The following is a 17,773-nucleotide window of genomic DNA, read 5'->3' on the forward strand; positions in this document are numbered from 1 at the left end:
TAGATTGTTCTTTCCTGTTATAACTATTTTCTTCTATTCCTGCAAGCGGAATTTGGATACCAGCTTGTCCAGTAAGGAGGCCTGAGCGGAAAGCTCTTCAGAGGATGCGGCACTTTCCTCCGCTGTAGCGGAATTCGTCTGTACTACGGAGGAAATCTGTTCCATCCCTTTCGTCAGCTGTCCCACATTCTGTGATTCGCGCTCCGTTTCTTTGGTGATTTCAAAAATCATATCATTAATCTTTCCTGCACGCTCTACCACGGTGGAAAGCGATTCTCCGGTTTCTCTTGTAATTCTTGCCCCGCGCTCTACGGCATCCTTGGTTTCCTCTATGAGCTCTCCGGTATTTTGTGCAGCTTTAGCCGATTTCTGTGCCAGATTGCCTACCTCATCCGCTACAACGGCAAAGCCTTTTCCTGCTGCTCCGGCTCTTGCCGCTTCAATAGCTGCGTTGAGAGAAAGAATATTGGTCTGGAAAGCAATGTCGTCAATCGTTTTGATGATTTTGCCGATTTCATTGGATTTCTCCGTAATCTCCGCCATCGCCTTGGACATTTCCTCCATCTTTTGCGTACTGAGCATAACGGCCTGTCCCGCCATCTGACTTAAATTCTTGGCATCCTCCGCCTTCTTCGTTGTACTCTTAATGGATTCGGCTATTTCGTTCATCCCTGCAGAGATTTCTTCAACGGAAGAAGCCTGCTCGGTAACTCCCTGAGACAGCGACTGTGCTGCAGCAGAAACCTGCTCCGAGCTTTCGCTTACTTCGCCTGCAGACTTTTGAATTTCCAGCATAGTCGAATTCAAAGCTGTACGAATATCCTGCATCGATAACATTAAGGGACGATAGTCTCCCTGATATTTTTCTTCATTGTTCAGGTCAATCCGGAAGTTTCCTTGAGACAGCTCTGCCAGCTTCTCCTGTAAATCGGAAGTGATGTCCTTGATATGGTCCATTACTTCCTGGAAGCCCTTTCCGATCTGTCCGATTTCATCTTCTTTTACATAAGATACTCTCTCGCTGAAATCCCCTCTGGAAACCTTCTGTCCGATTCTGGCAATGCCTTCCAGCGGCTTCAAGGTCTTCTTAATCATAAGATAAATGCCCGTTACAATCAGTGCGATACCGACTCCTGCAAGGGCAAAACATAGCATCATAATTCGCGTTATCGGCGCTCTGAATTCCCCATTATGGACGGAAAGAACAATCCACCATACATTTCCCATAATGTCCGTCGGAACGTAATAAGTTCTTCGGGTTTTGTCCTGTTCGGTCTGCTCTAAAAGCACAAAGGGCTTTCCCTTGGCCATTTCCGTCTCAAGCTTCTGAAACTGCTTTTCTCCCTTTTCTTCGGAAAATGATTTTCCGATTAAGTCCTTATTTTTACTGAAAATAATATTTTGTTTTTCATCGACAACCTCGGTTTCCATGCTGGGATAGCGACTGTCTGTCTGTTCCGCCAAAGCAAACAGATTTACATCTACCTCCAGTAAAACGGCACCGATAAATTTTCCCTTCGAAATAACCGGGCGGGAAATCGTAACCACCTTCATTTTATCGGGCGTAGACTCGTACACATCCGTAATCACGGTTTTCTCCCGCTCCTTGGTTTCCGCATAATAGGGCTTATCTTTAAATTCTTCATAGGGATAATTGACAATGCTTCTATTCTGCACATTTGCTTTCCCGATATAAGGGGCATAATTCTCCACTCCGTCAAGAAAGGCATTCGGCTCAAAAAACACGCCCGCTCCCGTCACATACTCGTTTGCGTTCACAACACCGCTAAGAGAGGCAATCAGAACCGATTCCGCATTATATTGGAGGGAGCTTATGGATTTATTCACTACACGGGATCGAAAGCTGGACTCCTTCATCGGAATAACTGCCTGTTGTTCCTGATTTAAGTCCAAAACCGTCCAGGCAGGAGCTGCATTGTTCCCCATTTCCCGAATTCCGCTGTCAATAATGGAAGAGACACCTTCCATTTTGGAAATGATTGCTGCCAGCTCTTCACCGGAAGCTTTCGCCTTATCTTCCATATTTTGATCCATGGCATCCGTGAAAGAGAGCCTCGTTAAACGAAGGGTCCCGAAATTCACAATACTGATGCCGACGAAGGTCAAAATCCCCAGCAAAATGGACATTCTTACCGAAAGCTTCATGGTTTTTCTACTTCCTTGTATCTTCCCCATATTTCTTCTCCTTAATGCACGAACCAAATAGACTATAATTCTATCGCCTTATTTTGCTAAAAAATAAGAAAAAATATTATTATTGTTTCAATAAATCCCCTTGCCCTCTCTTTATTCTTTCAATTCTTACAGAAGCGGATCCTGCGGACAGGAGATACCGCATAGCTCTTGCACGATACTCGTTATGAATTAAAAAAGACCGATAAAATCCGGTCAACACCGGTTTATCGGTCTTTTTAGCAAAAATGACTCTACAGCCCCTTTTTAGCAGCGCTTATTTTACTGCTCTTTTTTAATGGAAAGTCTTCAAATAATCTACATTCTGTTTCTCTATCGCGGACATTTGCGGATAAATACTGTCCATCTGCGGATTTCGTACGGGATTGTTTCTGTACCAAGCATATTGGTTAAAGTAATCATTTAACGCCTGGTCCTTAAAGACGTATCCGTGGCGGGCATACATTTCATTGACCACCATCTGGGTAACACTTCTCTCACCGGGGAAGTACGTGTTCGGATAGACCGTCATCAGGGCATCCACATCCTGCTTTGTGATAAGACGACTTGCACTGAAAGAACAAATATAATCTCCGGAACTTGCAATCGCAGCTCCGCTCATGGTTCCGCCCCCGTACGCTTCCGCTCCGGGAACTGCAGCTTGTGCTACCGTCTCTTCCGGTGCAGCGGTTTCCGGTGCCGCCGTAGTTTCTTCGATTAGACCCGAAACGGTATAACTCATCTCTGTCTTAGAAGGAAGAATTCCGCATTTCTCCAGGTAGTAAGACGGATCCTGCTTCAAGCTGATTGTTACCGTGTCACCATTACTTAAATTGCTGTTCGGCTCAATCGTAAAGTCTTCCGCTTCGATTCCTTCCGGAAGATCCTCGAGGTTGATATAACCCTGTCCGTTCGCATAGCCTACAGTCTGTATATCGATTTTCTTGAAAATATCCTCTTCTGTCGCTTTTTCATCAATATGCGCTTTTACTTTCTTGTCCGCATACTTAAACTTACAGTTCAGGTAGGAGGACAGCTCCTCTTCATTAATATCCCACTTATATTCGATTTGCTCTCCGTCCGAGATTCCTTCTGTCTTTTCCAATGTGGGCGGAGAAATAGCCTCTTCCAGATAATCTACCGGAGAGTCATATTTTCTGGAAATTCCGTCTTCTTTTGCGGCATTTGTAAAGTGCAGTTTATCTCCATAATCGCCTTCCAACGCTTTCCAGTCAATCTCCGTTACGCCCTTGGCATAACCGCTCGGTCCCTCAAAGCGAACATTCAGGTAGCCGTCAAGGGGAATGCTCACTTTTTTAAAGAAGTTTAGATATCCCCATACTGCTCCGCCTCCAAGAAGAAGCAGGAAAATAAAGAAAAGAATCAGAGGAAGAAGACAGCCTTTTTTCTTCTTCGGCTTCTCCACGGGTATCGGTTCCGGAATCTTCGGAAGAGGAGGCTCCGCAATTCTCTCCTGCGGTACTGCCGCCATTTTAGGAGGAAGCGAGTCCGCTTGCTTCATTTGCACATTTTCCGGCTTTTGCTCCGGGGAAGCGGGACTCGGTACGGAATGCGCTGCATTCTCCTCTCCCTCCAGTCTTTTTCCGCAGCGACCGCAAAAGACGGCGCCATCTTCATTTTTAAATCCACAATATCCACAAAACATCCCATACTCCTTTTCATTCACCCCGTAAGCCATATGTTCCGGACGATTTTAGCGCTTTTCCTTTTTCAAACTCTTCCCGCTCTTTAGCCTGTAACACAGAGTGAGGAGGAGGCATACGACAAAGGCTGTCGTAAAGATGATGCACAGTTTTGAAAAGGCAAAGAACAAGCTGAGCTTGCCATTTGGCAGTACCTGCCCTACCGCAATTTCCATGTCCTTTCCGTAAAAAAGCCGCTCTAAAGTATTTCGCCATTTTCTACGAATAATATATAACTTACCGGGCTTTTTTGCATCAGGAATTATTTCCGTAAAATAAACTCGTTTTTCATGAATCGGAAAATCTTCAAATTGCCGGATTTCCTCTTCCTCCCCCTCACTAAGCACGGCCTCTTCCAGGGAAAGTTCTTCTTCCTTTACCCCCTTTATACACAAAGAGAAAGGAAGATCTTTCGGAGCAAGCAGGTAACGCTTTGAGCCTTCTTTATAAAATCGAACGGGACTGTTTTTTCCATATTGTACCCCCAAGTTCCCGCTGATTGCCATCGGTCTGCCCTTTTCATCCAAAGCTTGTATTTCCGCATCTCCCGAAAGAGAAACCCGGCGATATTCCTTATCCCGCTTGGTTTTCTTCTTCGGCTCTTCCTTATCCAGCTTTTTCATCATCTCGCTAAGATTATGATTTTCAGAAGAACCGCCCCCTTTAAAGAAGTAATTGCTCCCGTATCGGCAAAAGTCCGCGGGATATTGTACCGATAAATCCTCCGTATTTAAAATATTAAAGATGGGCAAAGAATCATCCGCCTGTTTTTTGGACACAAAGTTCGGTGCATTAAAACTATAAACGCGCACGGAAGAACTGTCCCAGCCGTTATCCAGGAATTTTTTTCCAAGCGCATCCGCCACGGCACCGCACCTTCCCTCTCCGCTGATAAAAACAAGATAAGAAGTCTTCTTCGCGATAGTGTAAGGATTGTCCACGGAAAAAGCATCATATAAGCTTGAAAATTCTTCGTAAATTGCCTCACTGTCTCTTTCCATTTCCGCCTGCATGCGTCTAAAGTCAAGCGGCAAGTGGTATTCCGTCTCATCGGCCCCGAGAGAAATCAGAAACAGCATTCTCTCCTCAAAAGGACTGTAGTCATCTTCCATGTAGCTGTATCGAGTTGCCGCAAAGCTCGCCCTGGTGTTCGGATGCATGGAATCATTTCCGTCATGTGTCTCTATTTTCCCGAAGGATAATGTTTTGTAGCAATCTTCTATTTCCTTCTTTCCGTTCTTTACCGCCTCACTAAGAACGGATGCCAGCTTCGCTTCATCCGCATTATACTCTCCGCCGTTTCCGGAAAACATGCGCTTTGTATTCCAATAAAAGCTTATGGAAACCGGAGCCTTCATGATGTAGGAGCCCAGATGCTTTTCTTTGTCTTCCTCCGTCATATAGCTTCTTACATCAAAATGCGCATCGTCCTCCGCCTTGGTGACAATCTTTGCCTTATGTACAACCTCGCTGTATTCCACGTTGTATAGATTGGTATCGATCGTATTCAGTTGCACAAATGCAGTCCACCCCATATCCATGATATCGTTGAGAGTCACAAACTGCAGTCTTCTTGCAGGTGATACGGTTGTTGCCTGAAAAAGTCCGTCATCCTCACAGAGCTTATCATACTCTATGACCTGGTCGGAATTCCCGTAATAATCCTCTTCCTCCGTATACGTTGCGACATCCGTTTCCTTAATCTCATTCCCGTCGATGTAGCAGTATTGAATCCGATATAAATCCTTGTCCTCGAAGCCGTCTCCATCCGTATCGACTCCCTCTCCTCTTCTCCAGTAATGGAAATAAAGACCGGGATAGTCGGGGTCTGCAGTATGGCTGGCTCCGAATGTCATGCCGTAGCTGTCCATTCCTCCTTCAAGCTCTTGAAAGCCGTCTCCGGTATATTTGATCACTTTCGCATAAGAATAGGTACCGTACGTCTCGTTGTTGCCGATAATGAGCTCCGGGACATTATCTCCGTCCATATCCCAAAGTGCCATAACCGGATCCGCCGTATCGTACAAAACAGAGAGCTGCTGCCTCTCCTGAACCACATATTGAAAAAAGGCCTGAGACCATTCGGGAACTTCTTTTTCCGCCTCCTCTTTCATTTCCACGGAGGCATTTTCCTTTAGAAAAGACAGCGTCTTTGCATAAGGCATCGCGGTCTCTTGGTGCTTTCTCTCATAGCTAAACAGAGGCAGACTTTCATCCTGCAGATTCGAAAATAGGATTTCCGCATAGTCCTCCTTTTTCCGAATCCGCTCTTCCGTCGCACTTTCTTTGTTGTCCTGTGCAAATTCTTCCGTGAGCTGCACATAACTCTCCGAATCGCCCTCTTGAAAATAATAAAACAGAGCATTACTGTCCTCTACCTTGTACAGGCAGTAATGATTCCCCTGTCCTTTCTTGTCCCATCCGGCATTCTGATAAACCTTATGCAGGCTTCCGTCATAATAGGAATAGATGGTCAAAACGGCATCTTCCGTACCATCCTCCGCCGTCCCCGCCTTAAAGTAGAGCAGATCCTTCACGCCGTCTCCGTTAATATCGCTGAATGCAATAGACGGGGAGCCCTCCTCTACCGCGTCGGACTCTCCGTTTTCATCGGAAGATTCATTTCCCCAATTATACTGTAAGATGGCTTTTTTCTCAGAAAGCAGAATCGGCAAATAAGCTTGATAAGCCTCTTCGTTTACGACCTGCTCCCGCTCCTCTTCCGTGTGCTCCTCCAGCGGAAGAGACTTCGTGGTTCCGGTTCGAACGGCACAATAAAACAGTCCTAGAAGACAAAGTACGGAAAGAACGGGAAAGACTCTGTTTTTCTTCATACTTAAACCCCTTTTCAAGTCATTTTCTATCCCTAATAGTTGAAAAATGATTGATAGATAAAGTACTGCATCGCGATATTTCCAATATAGAGCAGAATCAGAAGCACAAATCCAAGGAATGCCCCTTTTCCGGAAGATTTGGCACGCTTCGGGTATTCCCTTCTCCAGATAAAGAATAAAATCAAGCCGACCGGGAAAAGAAGAAAGCCGAGTACAGCCCAGCCGAAAGTTCCTCCTTCTACCGGAGCATTTTTTACGGGACTTTTCTGCACTTTCTCCGTCGGAATTGTGCCTTCTTGCCCGTTTACCGCCTGCGGAGTCGCAACGGCTTCTTCCGGTGTCCGTACTGCTTCTGTCGGAATACGCACCGCTTCTACCGGTGTCCGCACCGCTTCAATTTTCGTGCCGCATTGCTGACAGAAAAGCATCCCCTCTTTTACCTCATGATTACAATTGGGACATCTCATAAATTCTCCTTTTCAGATGATTTCCATACGCTTTTTCAAGATTATGAAGAAAAACCGCTAAGCTATTCCAGGATAAAATGATTTCTAACTTAAGCCCATATCGTATTCCCAATGCGAATCTTCCGGTTTTTCTATGAAACCTACGAATTTCGGTTTTAAAATCCAGTTTCCCTTTTTATCTATCATGCCGTAAAGTCCGTTTTTCTCTACTACCGCATAACTTCCGTCCTCAGCAAAAGAATACGTGGCATCATATTTGAAAGGAATCAATATAGAGTGATCCCAATCAATATAACCATGTTTCCGGGCATCATTTTTTACCGTATAGGCAGGTAGCGGATTTCCTTTCGATAAAAAAGAGGCAGGGTAAAGTATAATTTCGTCCTCTTTCCAATCCGTGAAAACTACATTCCCCTTTAGATCCATCACGACATAGTCCACACGTCCGCCCTCTTCCCATTCCTTTTTTTCCGCTATCGCGTATCCATATTGAAAGTTGTAAAGAGCGTAGTATTCCGGTTCTATTACCCAGTTATACTGTTTATCTACAACGCCGTAGAACTTATCTTCTCCCTCCTGAATGGCGGCCATTGCATATCCGTTCTTTTCAAAAAAATGTAAGTATGTATATTCCGGACTAATTGCCTCCCCCTTCTCGTTGACAGCTACATAATTGTCGTTGATTAGTTCCGGATAACCCTCCGAAAAATCAACATAGGCATTTTCCGTCCAGAAATCGTCCTCTCCATACCTCTTGACCATCACGATTTGTACTTCTTCATTAAATGGGTATTTCTTTCCCTTTTTATCAATATAGAACCAGTCCCTATTCTTTTCCGTTTCCGTTACCAAGGCCTTTCCGTTATGAAATAAACAAGCATCCTTGTACGGCCCGAAGACTTTTTCCCCCTCCTCATTCAGAAGCCAGCACTCCCCTGTCTCCATATCTTCGGCGCGGGCAAAGCCTTCTTTAAAATAAGAAATAGCCCTATAAATCGGCTCTACAATAAACTTCCCTCTCTTGTCGATGATTCCGAAGCCCCCCTCCGGCTCCATCACTGCAGTGCTTCCGTTAATAAAGCTACCTGCCTCCATAAATTGCGGTTTGATTACCGTCTTTCCGTGCACGTCAATGTAGCCCCACAATTCCGTGTCGGCATCCTGCACGGCTGCATAGCCTTCTCTAAAAGGCTTTACTGCTAAATATTGCGCTTCGATGACCCATTCTCCCTCTTTATTAATATAACCTCCCCTTCCCTCCTTGTCATAGGCAAGGTGAGGCGCTCCCACGAAGAGCTTTTCATATGCAGTCAGGGAGTCTTCTACAGCTTTTTTACTGAATTTGGGAGTAAGGAATCTTTTATCGCATCCGGATAAGAAGAAAACCGCAGTGCATAGAAAAAGGCCAAGTGTTAAACGTTCTTTACGCATGAAAATATCCTCATTTATCTATCCTTCAATAAATTAATATACTTTATAGGAATCTCTTGCAGTGTGGTCTTGTGCTATCTCCGACTCCGTACATAAAAAGTAATTGTAGCGAATAACATCTTTTCCGACTTGGTGGCTTAAATCATCCCATGTGCAATCTACGTACAGCCAGGTATCATCCAAGAGCACCCTGTTCCAAGCATGTCTTCCATTTGGAGTACTACCATCTGCCCATCCGTCCACCATCTCATGCTCGATTCCCAAAACGTACATAAAGCAGTCAAAGGTTTCCGCATAGCCATTGCAAACCGCTATCCCCTTCAACATCACTCCCTCGATATGACCAGACTCATCCGGAATTGTACCCCTGTCATAATTTTCCTTGTCATAATTTGTGTGATGCACAATCCAGTCATGCACCGCCTTGATTTTTTCTCTGTCCGTCATGGAATCGTTCGTGATTTGGGCTGCAACATCAAAAATCATGCCCTTGGCCCTTGTGTTGTCATCCTCATAAGGAAGGCCATAGCCCTTTCTGTTTTCCAGCAGTCCGTGCTCCAGAAAATGCGTCCTCAGCGCTTCCGGATTCGTACCTATCGCAGCTACAACATCCGGATTCTCTCTCGCATAACGTTCGGTATCCAGATTTTCCGCGTTCCACCCCCACATATAAATGGATTGTTTGTCCGGTCTGTAATAGAGGCAGTGCGCCAAACGTCCCTCCTCTTTTCCGCTATTTTTGTAATGTTCATAGAGCTTGTCCCCATCATAGCCATAGGCGGCATAGAGGTCCGGATTCTCATCGGCATAGCGAATATAGTCCATGGTATCTCTCTCAATGCGGTCACGGAAATACGCATAGCTTTTTATATTACACAAAAACGGAAGCAGTACCAGTAAGGCTCCACAGATTCTTCTTTTTACAAATTTTTTCATCTTGTTTCCCCTCTCTTTTACTCCCAATCTACATCGAACTCCGTGTCATCGGAATCATAATCGTCTACAGCGAATCCAAAGTCCCGCGCTACTTCCCTATCGGATTGGATGATTCTTCCGCTTTTCTTTACATCTCTCTCCGTTTCGTTCTTCCGCCAAACGCCGTCGGAGCTGATGTAATATCCGTCCACACATTGGTTGTGCGCCATAGCGCCGGATTTCCCGAAATAATACCATTTTCCGTTGTCCTGTACCCAGCGGTTTACTACCTTTACTCCATTTTCATGGTATTCCCAAACCGTACCGTTCTTTACCCAGTTTCCGGCAAAGGATGTCATACAGAGCTGACAGGCTGAAAATAAGCTGAGGGCACCGAACACAAGGAGTCTTTTTCTTTCTTTTTTCATCAATTTCCCTTTCCTGTACATAATCTGTCTTCTTTCACAGAAACTGCAGAGTCCTAAGACCCTGCAGTTCTTTTCAAGCCATTTATTCAAAACGGGCATTAGCTATAGCAATATAAGCATAAGTTCCGGAAACCGACGTCGATTTCAGTCTTACTTTGTCGTAGCCGGAGATGTCTACATCAATATCAAAGGCTCTGGTATCATAATAGATATCATCCGTTACATAAAACTCATCTTCATCCCCGGAAAGCACCTGCAAAAGCATTCGATCATCTCTCCCCCAATCGCCTTTTTTCGGAAACACCGTTGCCTTAAAATGGGTGTAGCCGGCAGAATTATCGAATTCAATATAATCATTATAAGAAAATACGATAACCTTTGTATAAGACTTATTTTCCCGGTTACTCACTGCGCTCTCATACTTCCAGGCACCTCCTTGTAAAATTGGCTCGGTGTTAAACAGGGTTAATCCGCTTTTCTTGCTGCTCACGCTCTGTGTTGCGTTCTGTCCCGCATTGTTCACTTGTGTTCCGGCAACGTTTCTCGTTTGAACCGCACCGTTCTCCACCCAGGCACCACTCCCGTTTACCTGGTATCCGTCTGGGCTTGTCGTATTCATTAAGCAATAGCCGAAGCGGTCAAAATAGTAACACTCCGCAACACCGTCATTGTTTCCGTCTATCCACTGCCAGCTGTTGGAAGGCCAGGTACCGTTTCCATAGTCATACCACCATCCGGTAGCGTCCTTTACCCAGTTTCCGGCAAAGGCGGATAAAGTGAAGGCTCCTGTGCAAACTGCGGTTGCCGCACAAACTTTCATGATTTTTGCCCAATTCATTTTTTTCATTATTACTGTCCCCTTCCTTTTGCACTTCAGAATTATTTTATTTTCTTTGTACCAACTGCCCAATTTTCAGCAGAAATCTTCTTTTATTTTAATAAAAAAATAAGTTATCTTCACTACCTTTTTCTTACACCGGAACAGGTGTAAGTCCGGTGTAAGTCAGGAAAGGCAAGAAAATACCTTATTTTTTAGAGATGTATGGAAAGGAGATAAAAAAGGAAGAACAAAAGTATGTAAAGTACGAAATAAGCTCTGTGCATTCGGATAAAGGGCAGGATGCTCTTCTCCGCTCCGTTTTTAAGAAAGCATTGCAACCAGGTCACTACGGCAAGAAAGTTCGCGAGATTCACCATGGTACTTCCGATTCCCGTCTGAAAGCACAAAAAAGTGGAGAGTGAACTGATAATCACCACTATAGGAGAAAGGAAGAGGAAGGAACCGGCACACTCCGCATTAAACTCCACCGCATAGGGGGAGCAGGAGGAAAACCAGAGATAGGCATGGACCGCAAATATGGCAAAGGCAAAGGACGGAGAAAGGGAAAGCTTTTCGCTCTGCGCAAAGTCATAGCTGTAGAGAAATGCCAGAATCATCCCTATAGCGGAAAAACTCATACTGTAAATCATGTAAAGGTTATTGCTGATAACATGAAGCCGGTCCGCTCTTTTTGTATCCGGATTTTCCTCTTTCTCTCGAAATTTCGTCATCGGTTCTCGTGTGAAGAGAAAGAAGGTATGGGCAAAGGTGGTCAGCATATTAAAGGCCAGCGCGATATTTGCCATGGAAGTAAATTTTCCTCTCAGCACATAGTCCGAAAAATCCGGCATCGTGCGTAAAAAAAGAAAAATTGCGATTGCGGAAAGGGAACCGATAAGGTTACAGCCGATAGAATACACAATCAAACTCGGGCAGAGGTCATAACGCCCTTTTCCGGGAAGAACCCGTGTCTTATCACCGTATTTTCCTATATAGTAAATTTCCCTTAAAGAAATATCCGCCTCGGGATTCCTCTTCTTATAAGAATATAAGGTAATTCCCACATCCAGAATGCCGAAGGGCAGTGGTGAAAGGGCAAGGAAAAGCGTAAGCGGAATAAATATTCCGGGGCTTAAGTGCAGTAAATCCAAGAATAAGTTTATCCCGTTTGTCGAAAAGAAGGAGAAAGACAGAAAAACCGTCGTAAAGCAGAAAGCGACAAACAGCAGATATTTCCAATTCCTCCGAAGTTTTTCCAAAAGGGATTCTACCGAACTGAAATCGGCACTGTGTACTTCTCTATAAAGAAGAGTGCCTTCCGCTCCGTCGACAGCCGGACACTCTCCCGATTCACCTGCCTTTTCGTCCGATTCACTCCCGGATTGCAGCAAGGCTTCCTTTCCGGGGACCTCGCAGTTCGCCAATCCGCATTCCAAAAAACGAAGAGCATAGCTTTGGAAACTATCGTCTTCTTTTCTCTCCGCATCCGGAAAATAAAGTTCTTCTCTGTGAACAAAATTCAACAGCTTCCGGAAGGCCTCTTCCTCCGCACTTTCCTGAAAGCACTCTAAAAAGCAGGGTAAAGCCGCCTCCTTCAGACCACGATATCCTCGACGCTTTCCCTGCTTTATTTCACTAATCCTTGTTTCTACCATGTTTCCCTGACGAACTTTATTGAATATGGAGCACATCACTTTCTGCGGTATTCTCAGTTCCTCATTCATATAGAAAAAAATATCTCGCTGACAGATATTTCTCATCCTGAAACTCCTTTATGCCTAGCCTGTCTGATTTTATTTTAAGAAAAACTTAACAAATGTCAACATGAAGCTCTTTCACATCAAAAAATCGCCCTTGCTTTTACGCAAAGGCGATTTTTTTCTTTCCGAACTGAAAATCGGCCCGAATTTTACTTCTTTGTTTCTGTTTTTGTACTGCTCTTACTTGTTTCTTCCGTATTCGTCTGCGTCTCCGCTGTAGGATCCTCTTCCTTGACTTGAACCTGCGTCTCTACATATTCCATAACGGCATAACGCAGGGAAGCTTCTTCCACAAGTTCTTTGCCGTACTGTTCAATCAACTTAATACGGTTGGTTTCTTCTCCCGTCAAGGAAGACTCCGCCTCGGCAAGCTTATCAATGAGTGCATCCGTTACGCGAATATTTTGTGCATCGGCAAGCTTTCTCATAATAAAGAGCTGTTTTGCATAGGAATCCGCATTGGCATAGGCATTTTCTTTAAACTCTTCCACCGTCATGCCGGACATATTAATCACTTGTGCAGGCCCCATACCATATTGCTTGTATTCATTCAGTCTTGCATTTAAATAATAAGCCTTGGCATATTCCGTTAATTTCTCGGAGGGCTCCACCTTTGCCTGGTCAAAAATCTGCTGCATAGCCTGGTCCTGAATATCGGAATGATAACGGTATTCTTTCTGTGCCTGCAGTCTCTTTCTGATTTCTTCGCGATAAGCCGCAACGGTTTCCGCCTTCGTCCCCTCGTAGTTCTTTACCCATTCGTCGGTAAGCTCCGGCTCACGCTTTACTTCATTTACCGTAACGGCAAACTCTGCCGCCTTACCCGCAAGCTCCGCATTCTGATACTGCTCCGGAAAAGTTACCTTTACCGTTACCTTGTCTCCGGCTTTCTTTCCGATAAGCTGGTCTTCAAAGCCCGGAATAAAGCGTCCGGATCCCAACTTCAAATCCTGCTTTTCCGCTGTACCGCCGTCAAACTTTTTGCCGTCAATGGAGCCGCTGTAGTCGATATTTACGGTATCTCCTTCCTTGGCCGCTTCCTGTACCGTCACGAGGTCTTCCGACAAAGCCTGCTGGATGGCCGCGTCCACCTCTTCCTGTGTAACATTGCCGGCAGGTGCAACGGTAACGGTTATCGTTTTGAGGTCGGGAAGTGTAATCTTTCCCATTTCGGAGAGCTTCGGCTCTTCCGGAACCTTCATGTTTTCCAGCTCCTTAATCTCGGGACTGTCTTCCGTCAGAGTGGAAGGGCTGGCCACATCGGATTCGGAAACCTCGGACTCCGATGCCTTGTCTTTCTTGTCTTTCTTCACCGCTTCCTTTTTGGTACTTTCCTTTTTCGTGCCTTCCTTCTTTCCGCAAGACGCTGCAAACACGCACATAGCAAGAATCAACGCTACGGTAAAAATTTTCTTTTTTCTCATAATACTCCTTACTTTATTTTTGAAAAAGGAGAGAGGAAAACCCTTTATTTTCCTCTCCTCTCTTCCGGGTAAAAATTTACTCGGGATAACCCCCATTTATTTATTAAAGGCCAGAAAGGCTTTATAGGTATAGTAAACATCCAGCTTCGCGGTAAGCTCAAACGGTGCATGCATGGAAAGAACCGCTACCCCTAAATCTACCGTATCCACATCCATATTGCCCATGAACATGGCAATCGTTCCTCCGCCGCCTTCATCTACTTTTCCAAGCTCTCCAATCTGCCAAGGGACACCTGCCTCTTCCATATAACCGATGACCTTTTGCATGGTTTCTGCGGAAGCATCATTGGATCCTCCCTTACCTCTTACACCGGTATACTTCGTAAGCACCGGTCCGTGATTAAAGAAGGAAGAGTTCTGCTTCTCATATACATCGGAGAAGGTCGGGTCATAAGCTGCATTGACGTCGGAGGAAAGGCAGAGAGAATTCCGAAGGATGTCTCTTACTCTTTCTCCCTCGCACTCCGCAAGGTCCTCTATAAAATGAAGTAAGGCATCGGATTCCATTCCCGTATTTCCCGTGGAACCGATTTCTTCCTTGTCTACCAGAGCCGTTAAGGATGTATATTCCGGATTCTTGCTTTCCAGTTCGGCCATCAGTGCCGTATAAGCACAAACCTTATCATCCTGTCCGTACGCGCCCACCATGGAACTGTCCAATCCTACGTCGACAGCCTTTTGTGCCGGAACAAGAGTCAGTTCGGAACGCATGAAGTCTTTCTCGGTAATCCCGTATTGATCATGTAAAATGGATAAAATCTTCAGCTTAAAGGCTTCCTTCACCTCCGTATCCTCTACCGGAAGAGAGCCTAAAAGGACATTCAATTCTTCTCCCTTAATGCCTTCACTGAGCTTTCTCTCTCCCTGGCTTCTTCCCAAATGCGGAAGCAGGTCGGTGATCACGAGTACGGGATCGCCTTCCTTCTCCCCGAAGTCAAGGTCTATCGCCTTTCCCTCGGCAGTCATAATTCTTCCGTGCAGGGCAAGCGGAATGGTTGCCCACTGATACTTCTTGATTCCGCCGTAATAATGGGTCTTAAAATACGCAAGTTCCTCCGTCTCATAGAGCGGATTCGGCTTTAAGTCAATTCTCGGAGAATCAATATGTGCAATGTTAAAGTGAATTCCCTCATTCAGAGGCTTCTTTCCGAGTGTGACCAGGAAGAGATTCTTACCCCTGTTTACATAGTAGAACTTATCTCCGCTCTTTCCCTTTATCCCGCGTCCAAACGGCTTGTAACCCGCTTTTTCCGCCATGGCGACACTATACTGTACACATTCTCTTTCAATCTTGGAATGATCGAGAAAAGTCTTATACCCTTCCGCAAACTCTATTGCCTTCTCAATCTCCTTCGGATGATCCTTTGCAATATGCTTGGGTTTGAAACATAATTTCTCTTCCAGCTTCTGTCCTTCTGTCTTTCCCACGAATTCCTACCTCCTTTATCTATAGCCTGCTTTGTAAGCTTCTTGTCCTATTTTTCTGCTATGCTGCTGCAAACAGCAAAACCGCAGTCTATTGTACCACCGCTTCCTAAACAAAAAAACCTTTTTGTAGCCTAGCCTCTTCTTGTGTTGAAAATGTGAAAAATAGACTTCTTTTTTCTGCAAGCTTATTTTACCAATCCCATACGATTTAAAGGCCAGTAACAGATATAGACCTTCGCCAGCATTTTTTCCCTTTTTACAAATTGGTTTTCTCCCCAGAAACGTGCATCCGCGGAGTTGTTTCTGTTGTCTCCCATCATAAAATAGCAGTCTTCCGGAACGGTCACATCCACTTCCGGAAATTGATTTCCGTCAACAATCATAGGTTCCGGAAGGTAATTTTCCTGAATGGCTTCCCCGTTAACATAGACGGTTCCTACCGGAATTTTACCGCTTGCGGAACGCACATTCAATTTCGTGATATAGCTTGCTTCCACTTCTCCGGTTTTCTTGATTTCAATATGATCTCCCGGCATGCCGATGACTCTTTTAACATAGTAAATGGGCTGGTTTCGCTTGTCTTCTCTGCCGCAGGTCGGACAGACTCCCTGATCGCTTTCCCTGTAAGTTGTCCCGTCATTTCTGCATTTATATCCGTAGAGGAAAATGGCAATATCGTCTCGCTTTACCTCTCCGAAGCGATACACCAGACGGGAACCGAAAACCCGACTTCCCGCCATAATCGTATTCTCCATGGATCCTGTCGGGATGGTTGAGTTTGCGATTACAAAGTTATTCAGTAAAAATGCGGCAATTCCCGCAACCAGAAAGATTTTGATCCACTCAAAAAGCTCCCCCAAAAAGCTTTGGGGCTTTTTTCTGCTATTCCGGTTTTTCTGCTGTATTTCCGTCATTGTTCCACCTCTCTATTCCGTTTTCCCCTCTTCAGGCTTTCTCTGCTGCGTCATATAGGCATGTTCTTCCTCTAATTCCCTATAAAGCTCGAGAAGGCTCCAGTTCTTATTGTTTTCCGTTTCCATGCACTTTAAGTTCACTCGAATCCCGAGTTTCTTCATATCCTGCAGAAAGTTCCCTACTTCCTGACTGCTGAACCCGATAAATTTGAGCAGCTCCGCTTCCTCCGGAAGCGTGTCTCTTTCCTCTTCCGTAATCTTTAAAATCTTCACTTTACGAAGAAGTGCAATACCGTGCACGCCTCTTACTTTATCGGCATCTTTTTTATTTATATAGAGTATTTTTTTCTCCATCTCCTATCTCCCGTTCTTTTTCAAAAACTGCAAAATGCGCTCTATCAATTCCTCTCGAACCGCCTCATTCAAAACTTCATGACGAAGCCCCGGATAAATCCTCAGTTCCGCCTTTTGATTTCCTGCCGCTCTTAAAATACCGTAAATCGTGGCGGGACCCTTTCCATATTCCCCGACCGGGTCCGCTCCACCCGAGACCAGAAGTATGGGAAGCTCTTTTAATTTCAGAATTTCCGTATTTCGATTCACCTTAATCAGTTCTTCTACCAGATCCCTGTATGCTCCCAAAGTAAAACCGACAGTCAAAGGGTCTTCCACCTTTTTCCGGATTACTTCGCGATCCGTGCAAATCCAATCCAGCAAAGTCTCCGGCTTCCGAATTCCGCGACAGAAATACTTGGCGAGAAAACGCCCCTCCGGATTGCCGTCTGCCTTCCCTCCTCTGAGAAGCATTTGTACATTCAAATACCCCAGGGTGCCCTGTAAAGAAAAATTCGGCCCCGCCGTTCCCGAAAGGATGATGCCGGAAACCTCTCCGCTATACTGTACCGCATAATCTCTTGCGATAAAAGAGCCCATGGAATGCCCGAAAAGGAAAACCGGAAGCCCCGGAAACCATCTTTTGATTTGAATCAACATTCTGTGTAAATCATGTAAAATCGAGCTGAAGCCATCACTTTCTCCAAAGTATCCGGGAATTTCCGCACTTTTTCCGTGGCCCTGCAAATCCTGCGCGCAGGCAATGTAGCCGGCCTTAGCCAGGGCTTTGAAAAGATATGTGTAGCTCGTGGAATGCCCTTGCATCCCGTGTATAATGCAGACAATCCCCTTTTTCTCTTTTATCTTTTCCTCCTGCCAAACCTGTGCATAAATTCTTCCGAGTCCGTTGCTGGCCTTCCTATACCATTCTCTTTTTTCCACAGCTGTCCTTTCCGTTTTTCCCTTTTTTCAAGCTTTGCTTGTACGGATAAACTCCTCTACCCTACCCCATGTTTTTCTTTTATTCTCTGCTTTTTTTATCTTCTCATAGTAGCAGATTGCC

Annotated in this window: 14 protein-coding genes; all 14 read right to left on the reverse strand. The window is 45.0% G+C overall.

What is annotated here, in order from left to right:
• Positions 1-33: 33 nt before the first annotated feature.
• The gene (locus HMPREF9124_RS00230) at positions 34-2,196 is read right to left on the reverse strand and encodes a methyl-accepting chemotaxis protein (RefSeq protein ID WP_009429072.1); all 2,163 of its coding nucleotides are present in this window, start codon (positions 2,194-2,196) and stop codon (positions 34-36) included.
• A gap of 292 nt (positions 2,197-2,488) precedes the next feature.
• Positions 2,489-3,859: a YARHG domain-containing protein gene (locus HMPREF9124_RS00235; RefSeq protein WP_009429573.1), complete on the reverse strand. Its 1,371-nt coding sequence runs from the start codon at positions 3,857-3,859 to the stop codon at positions 2,489-2,491.
• Positions 3,860-3,907: 48 nt separating this feature from the next.
• On the reverse strand, positions 3,908-6,730 hold the full coding sequence (locus HMPREF9124_RS00240; RefSeq protein WP_009429235.1) for a hypothetical protein: 2,823 nt from the start codon (positions 6,728-6,730) through the stop codon (positions 3,908-3,910).
• Between the two features lie 32 nt (positions 6,731-6,762).
• Positions 6,763-7,197 carry a zinc ribbon domain-containing protein gene (locus HMPREF9124_RS00245; RefSeq protein WP_009427908.1) on the reverse strand — a complete coding sequence of 145 codons (435 nt, stop codon included), beginning with the start codon at positions 7,195-7,197 and terminating at the stop codon, positions 6,763-6,765.
• Positions 7,198-7,281: 84 nt separating this feature from the next.
• Positions 7,282-8,628: a WG repeat-containing protein gene (locus HMPREF9124_RS00250; RefSeq protein WP_009429813.1), complete on the reverse strand. Its 1,347-nt coding sequence runs from the start codon at positions 8,626-8,628 to the stop codon at positions 7,282-7,284.
• 33 nt (positions 8,629-8,661) lie between these two features.
• Positions 8,662-9,564, reverse strand: a complete 903-nt coding sequence (locus HMPREF9124_RS00255) for a transglutaminase domain-containing protein (RefSeq protein ID WP_036597479.1) — start codon at positions 9,562-9,564, stop codon at positions 8,662-8,664.
• A gap of 17 nt (positions 9,565-9,581) precedes the next feature.
• Complete coding sequence (locus tag HMPREF9124_RS12535; protein WP_009428761.1) at positions 9,582-9,971, reverse strand: cell wall-binding protein; 390 nt, start codon at positions 9,969-9,971, stop codon at positions 9,582-9,584.
• Between the two features lie 82 nt (positions 9,972-10,053).
• A complete protein-coding gene (locus HMPREF9124_RS00265) occupies positions 10,054-10,818 on the reverse strand; it encodes an NPCBM/NEW2 domain-containing protein (protein ID WP_009427935.1) in 765 nt (254 codons plus the stop codon).
• Positions 10,819-11,003: 185 nt separating this feature from the next.
• Positions 11,004-12,551 carry a hypothetical protein gene (locus tag HMPREF9124_RS00270; protein ID WP_009429512.1) on the reverse strand — a complete coding sequence of 516 codons (1,548 nt, stop codon included), beginning with the start codon at positions 12,549-12,551 and terminating at the stop codon, positions 11,004-11,006.
• 149 nt (positions 12,552-12,700) lie between these two features.
• A complete protein-coding gene (gene tig, locus HMPREF9124_RS00275) occupies positions 12,701-13,975 on the reverse strand; it encodes a trigger factor (protein WP_036597482.1) in 1,275 nt (424 codons plus the stop codon).
• A gap of 96 nt (positions 13,976-14,071) precedes the next feature.
• Positions 14,072-15,463 (reverse strand): aminopeptidase, encoded by a 1,392-nt coding sequence (locus tag HMPREF9124_RS00280; protein WP_009428452.1) that lies wholly within the window; start codon positions 15,461-15,463, stop codon positions 14,072-14,074.
• A gap of 185 nt (positions 15,464-15,648) precedes the next feature.
• Entirely contained in the window at positions 15,649-16,377 is a 729-nt protein-coding gene (lepB, locus tag HMPREF9124_RS00285; RefSeq protein WP_009428708.1) for a signal peptidase I, read from the reverse strand.
• A 12-nt stretch (positions 16,378-16,389) separates the two neighbouring features.
• Positions 16,390-16,731 (reverse strand): DUF3783 domain-containing protein, encoded by a 342-nt coding sequence (locus tag HMPREF9124_RS00290; protein WP_009429241.1) that lies wholly within the window; start codon positions 16,729-16,731, stop codon positions 16,390-16,392.
• 3 nt (positions 16,732-16,734) lie between these two features.
• Positions 16,735-17,652, reverse strand: a complete 918-nt coding sequence (locus HMPREF9124_RS00295; protein ID WP_009429993.1) for an alpha/beta fold hydrolase — start codon at positions 17,650-17,652, stop codon at positions 16,735-16,737.
• Positions 17,653-17,773: the final 121 nt, after the last annotated feature.

It is taken from the genome of Oribacterium sp. oral taxon 108 str. F0425, from assembly GCF_000214455.1.
Lineage (GTDB): Bacteria > Bacillota > Clostridia > Lachnospirales > Lachnospiraceae > Oribacterium > Oribacterium asaccharolyticum.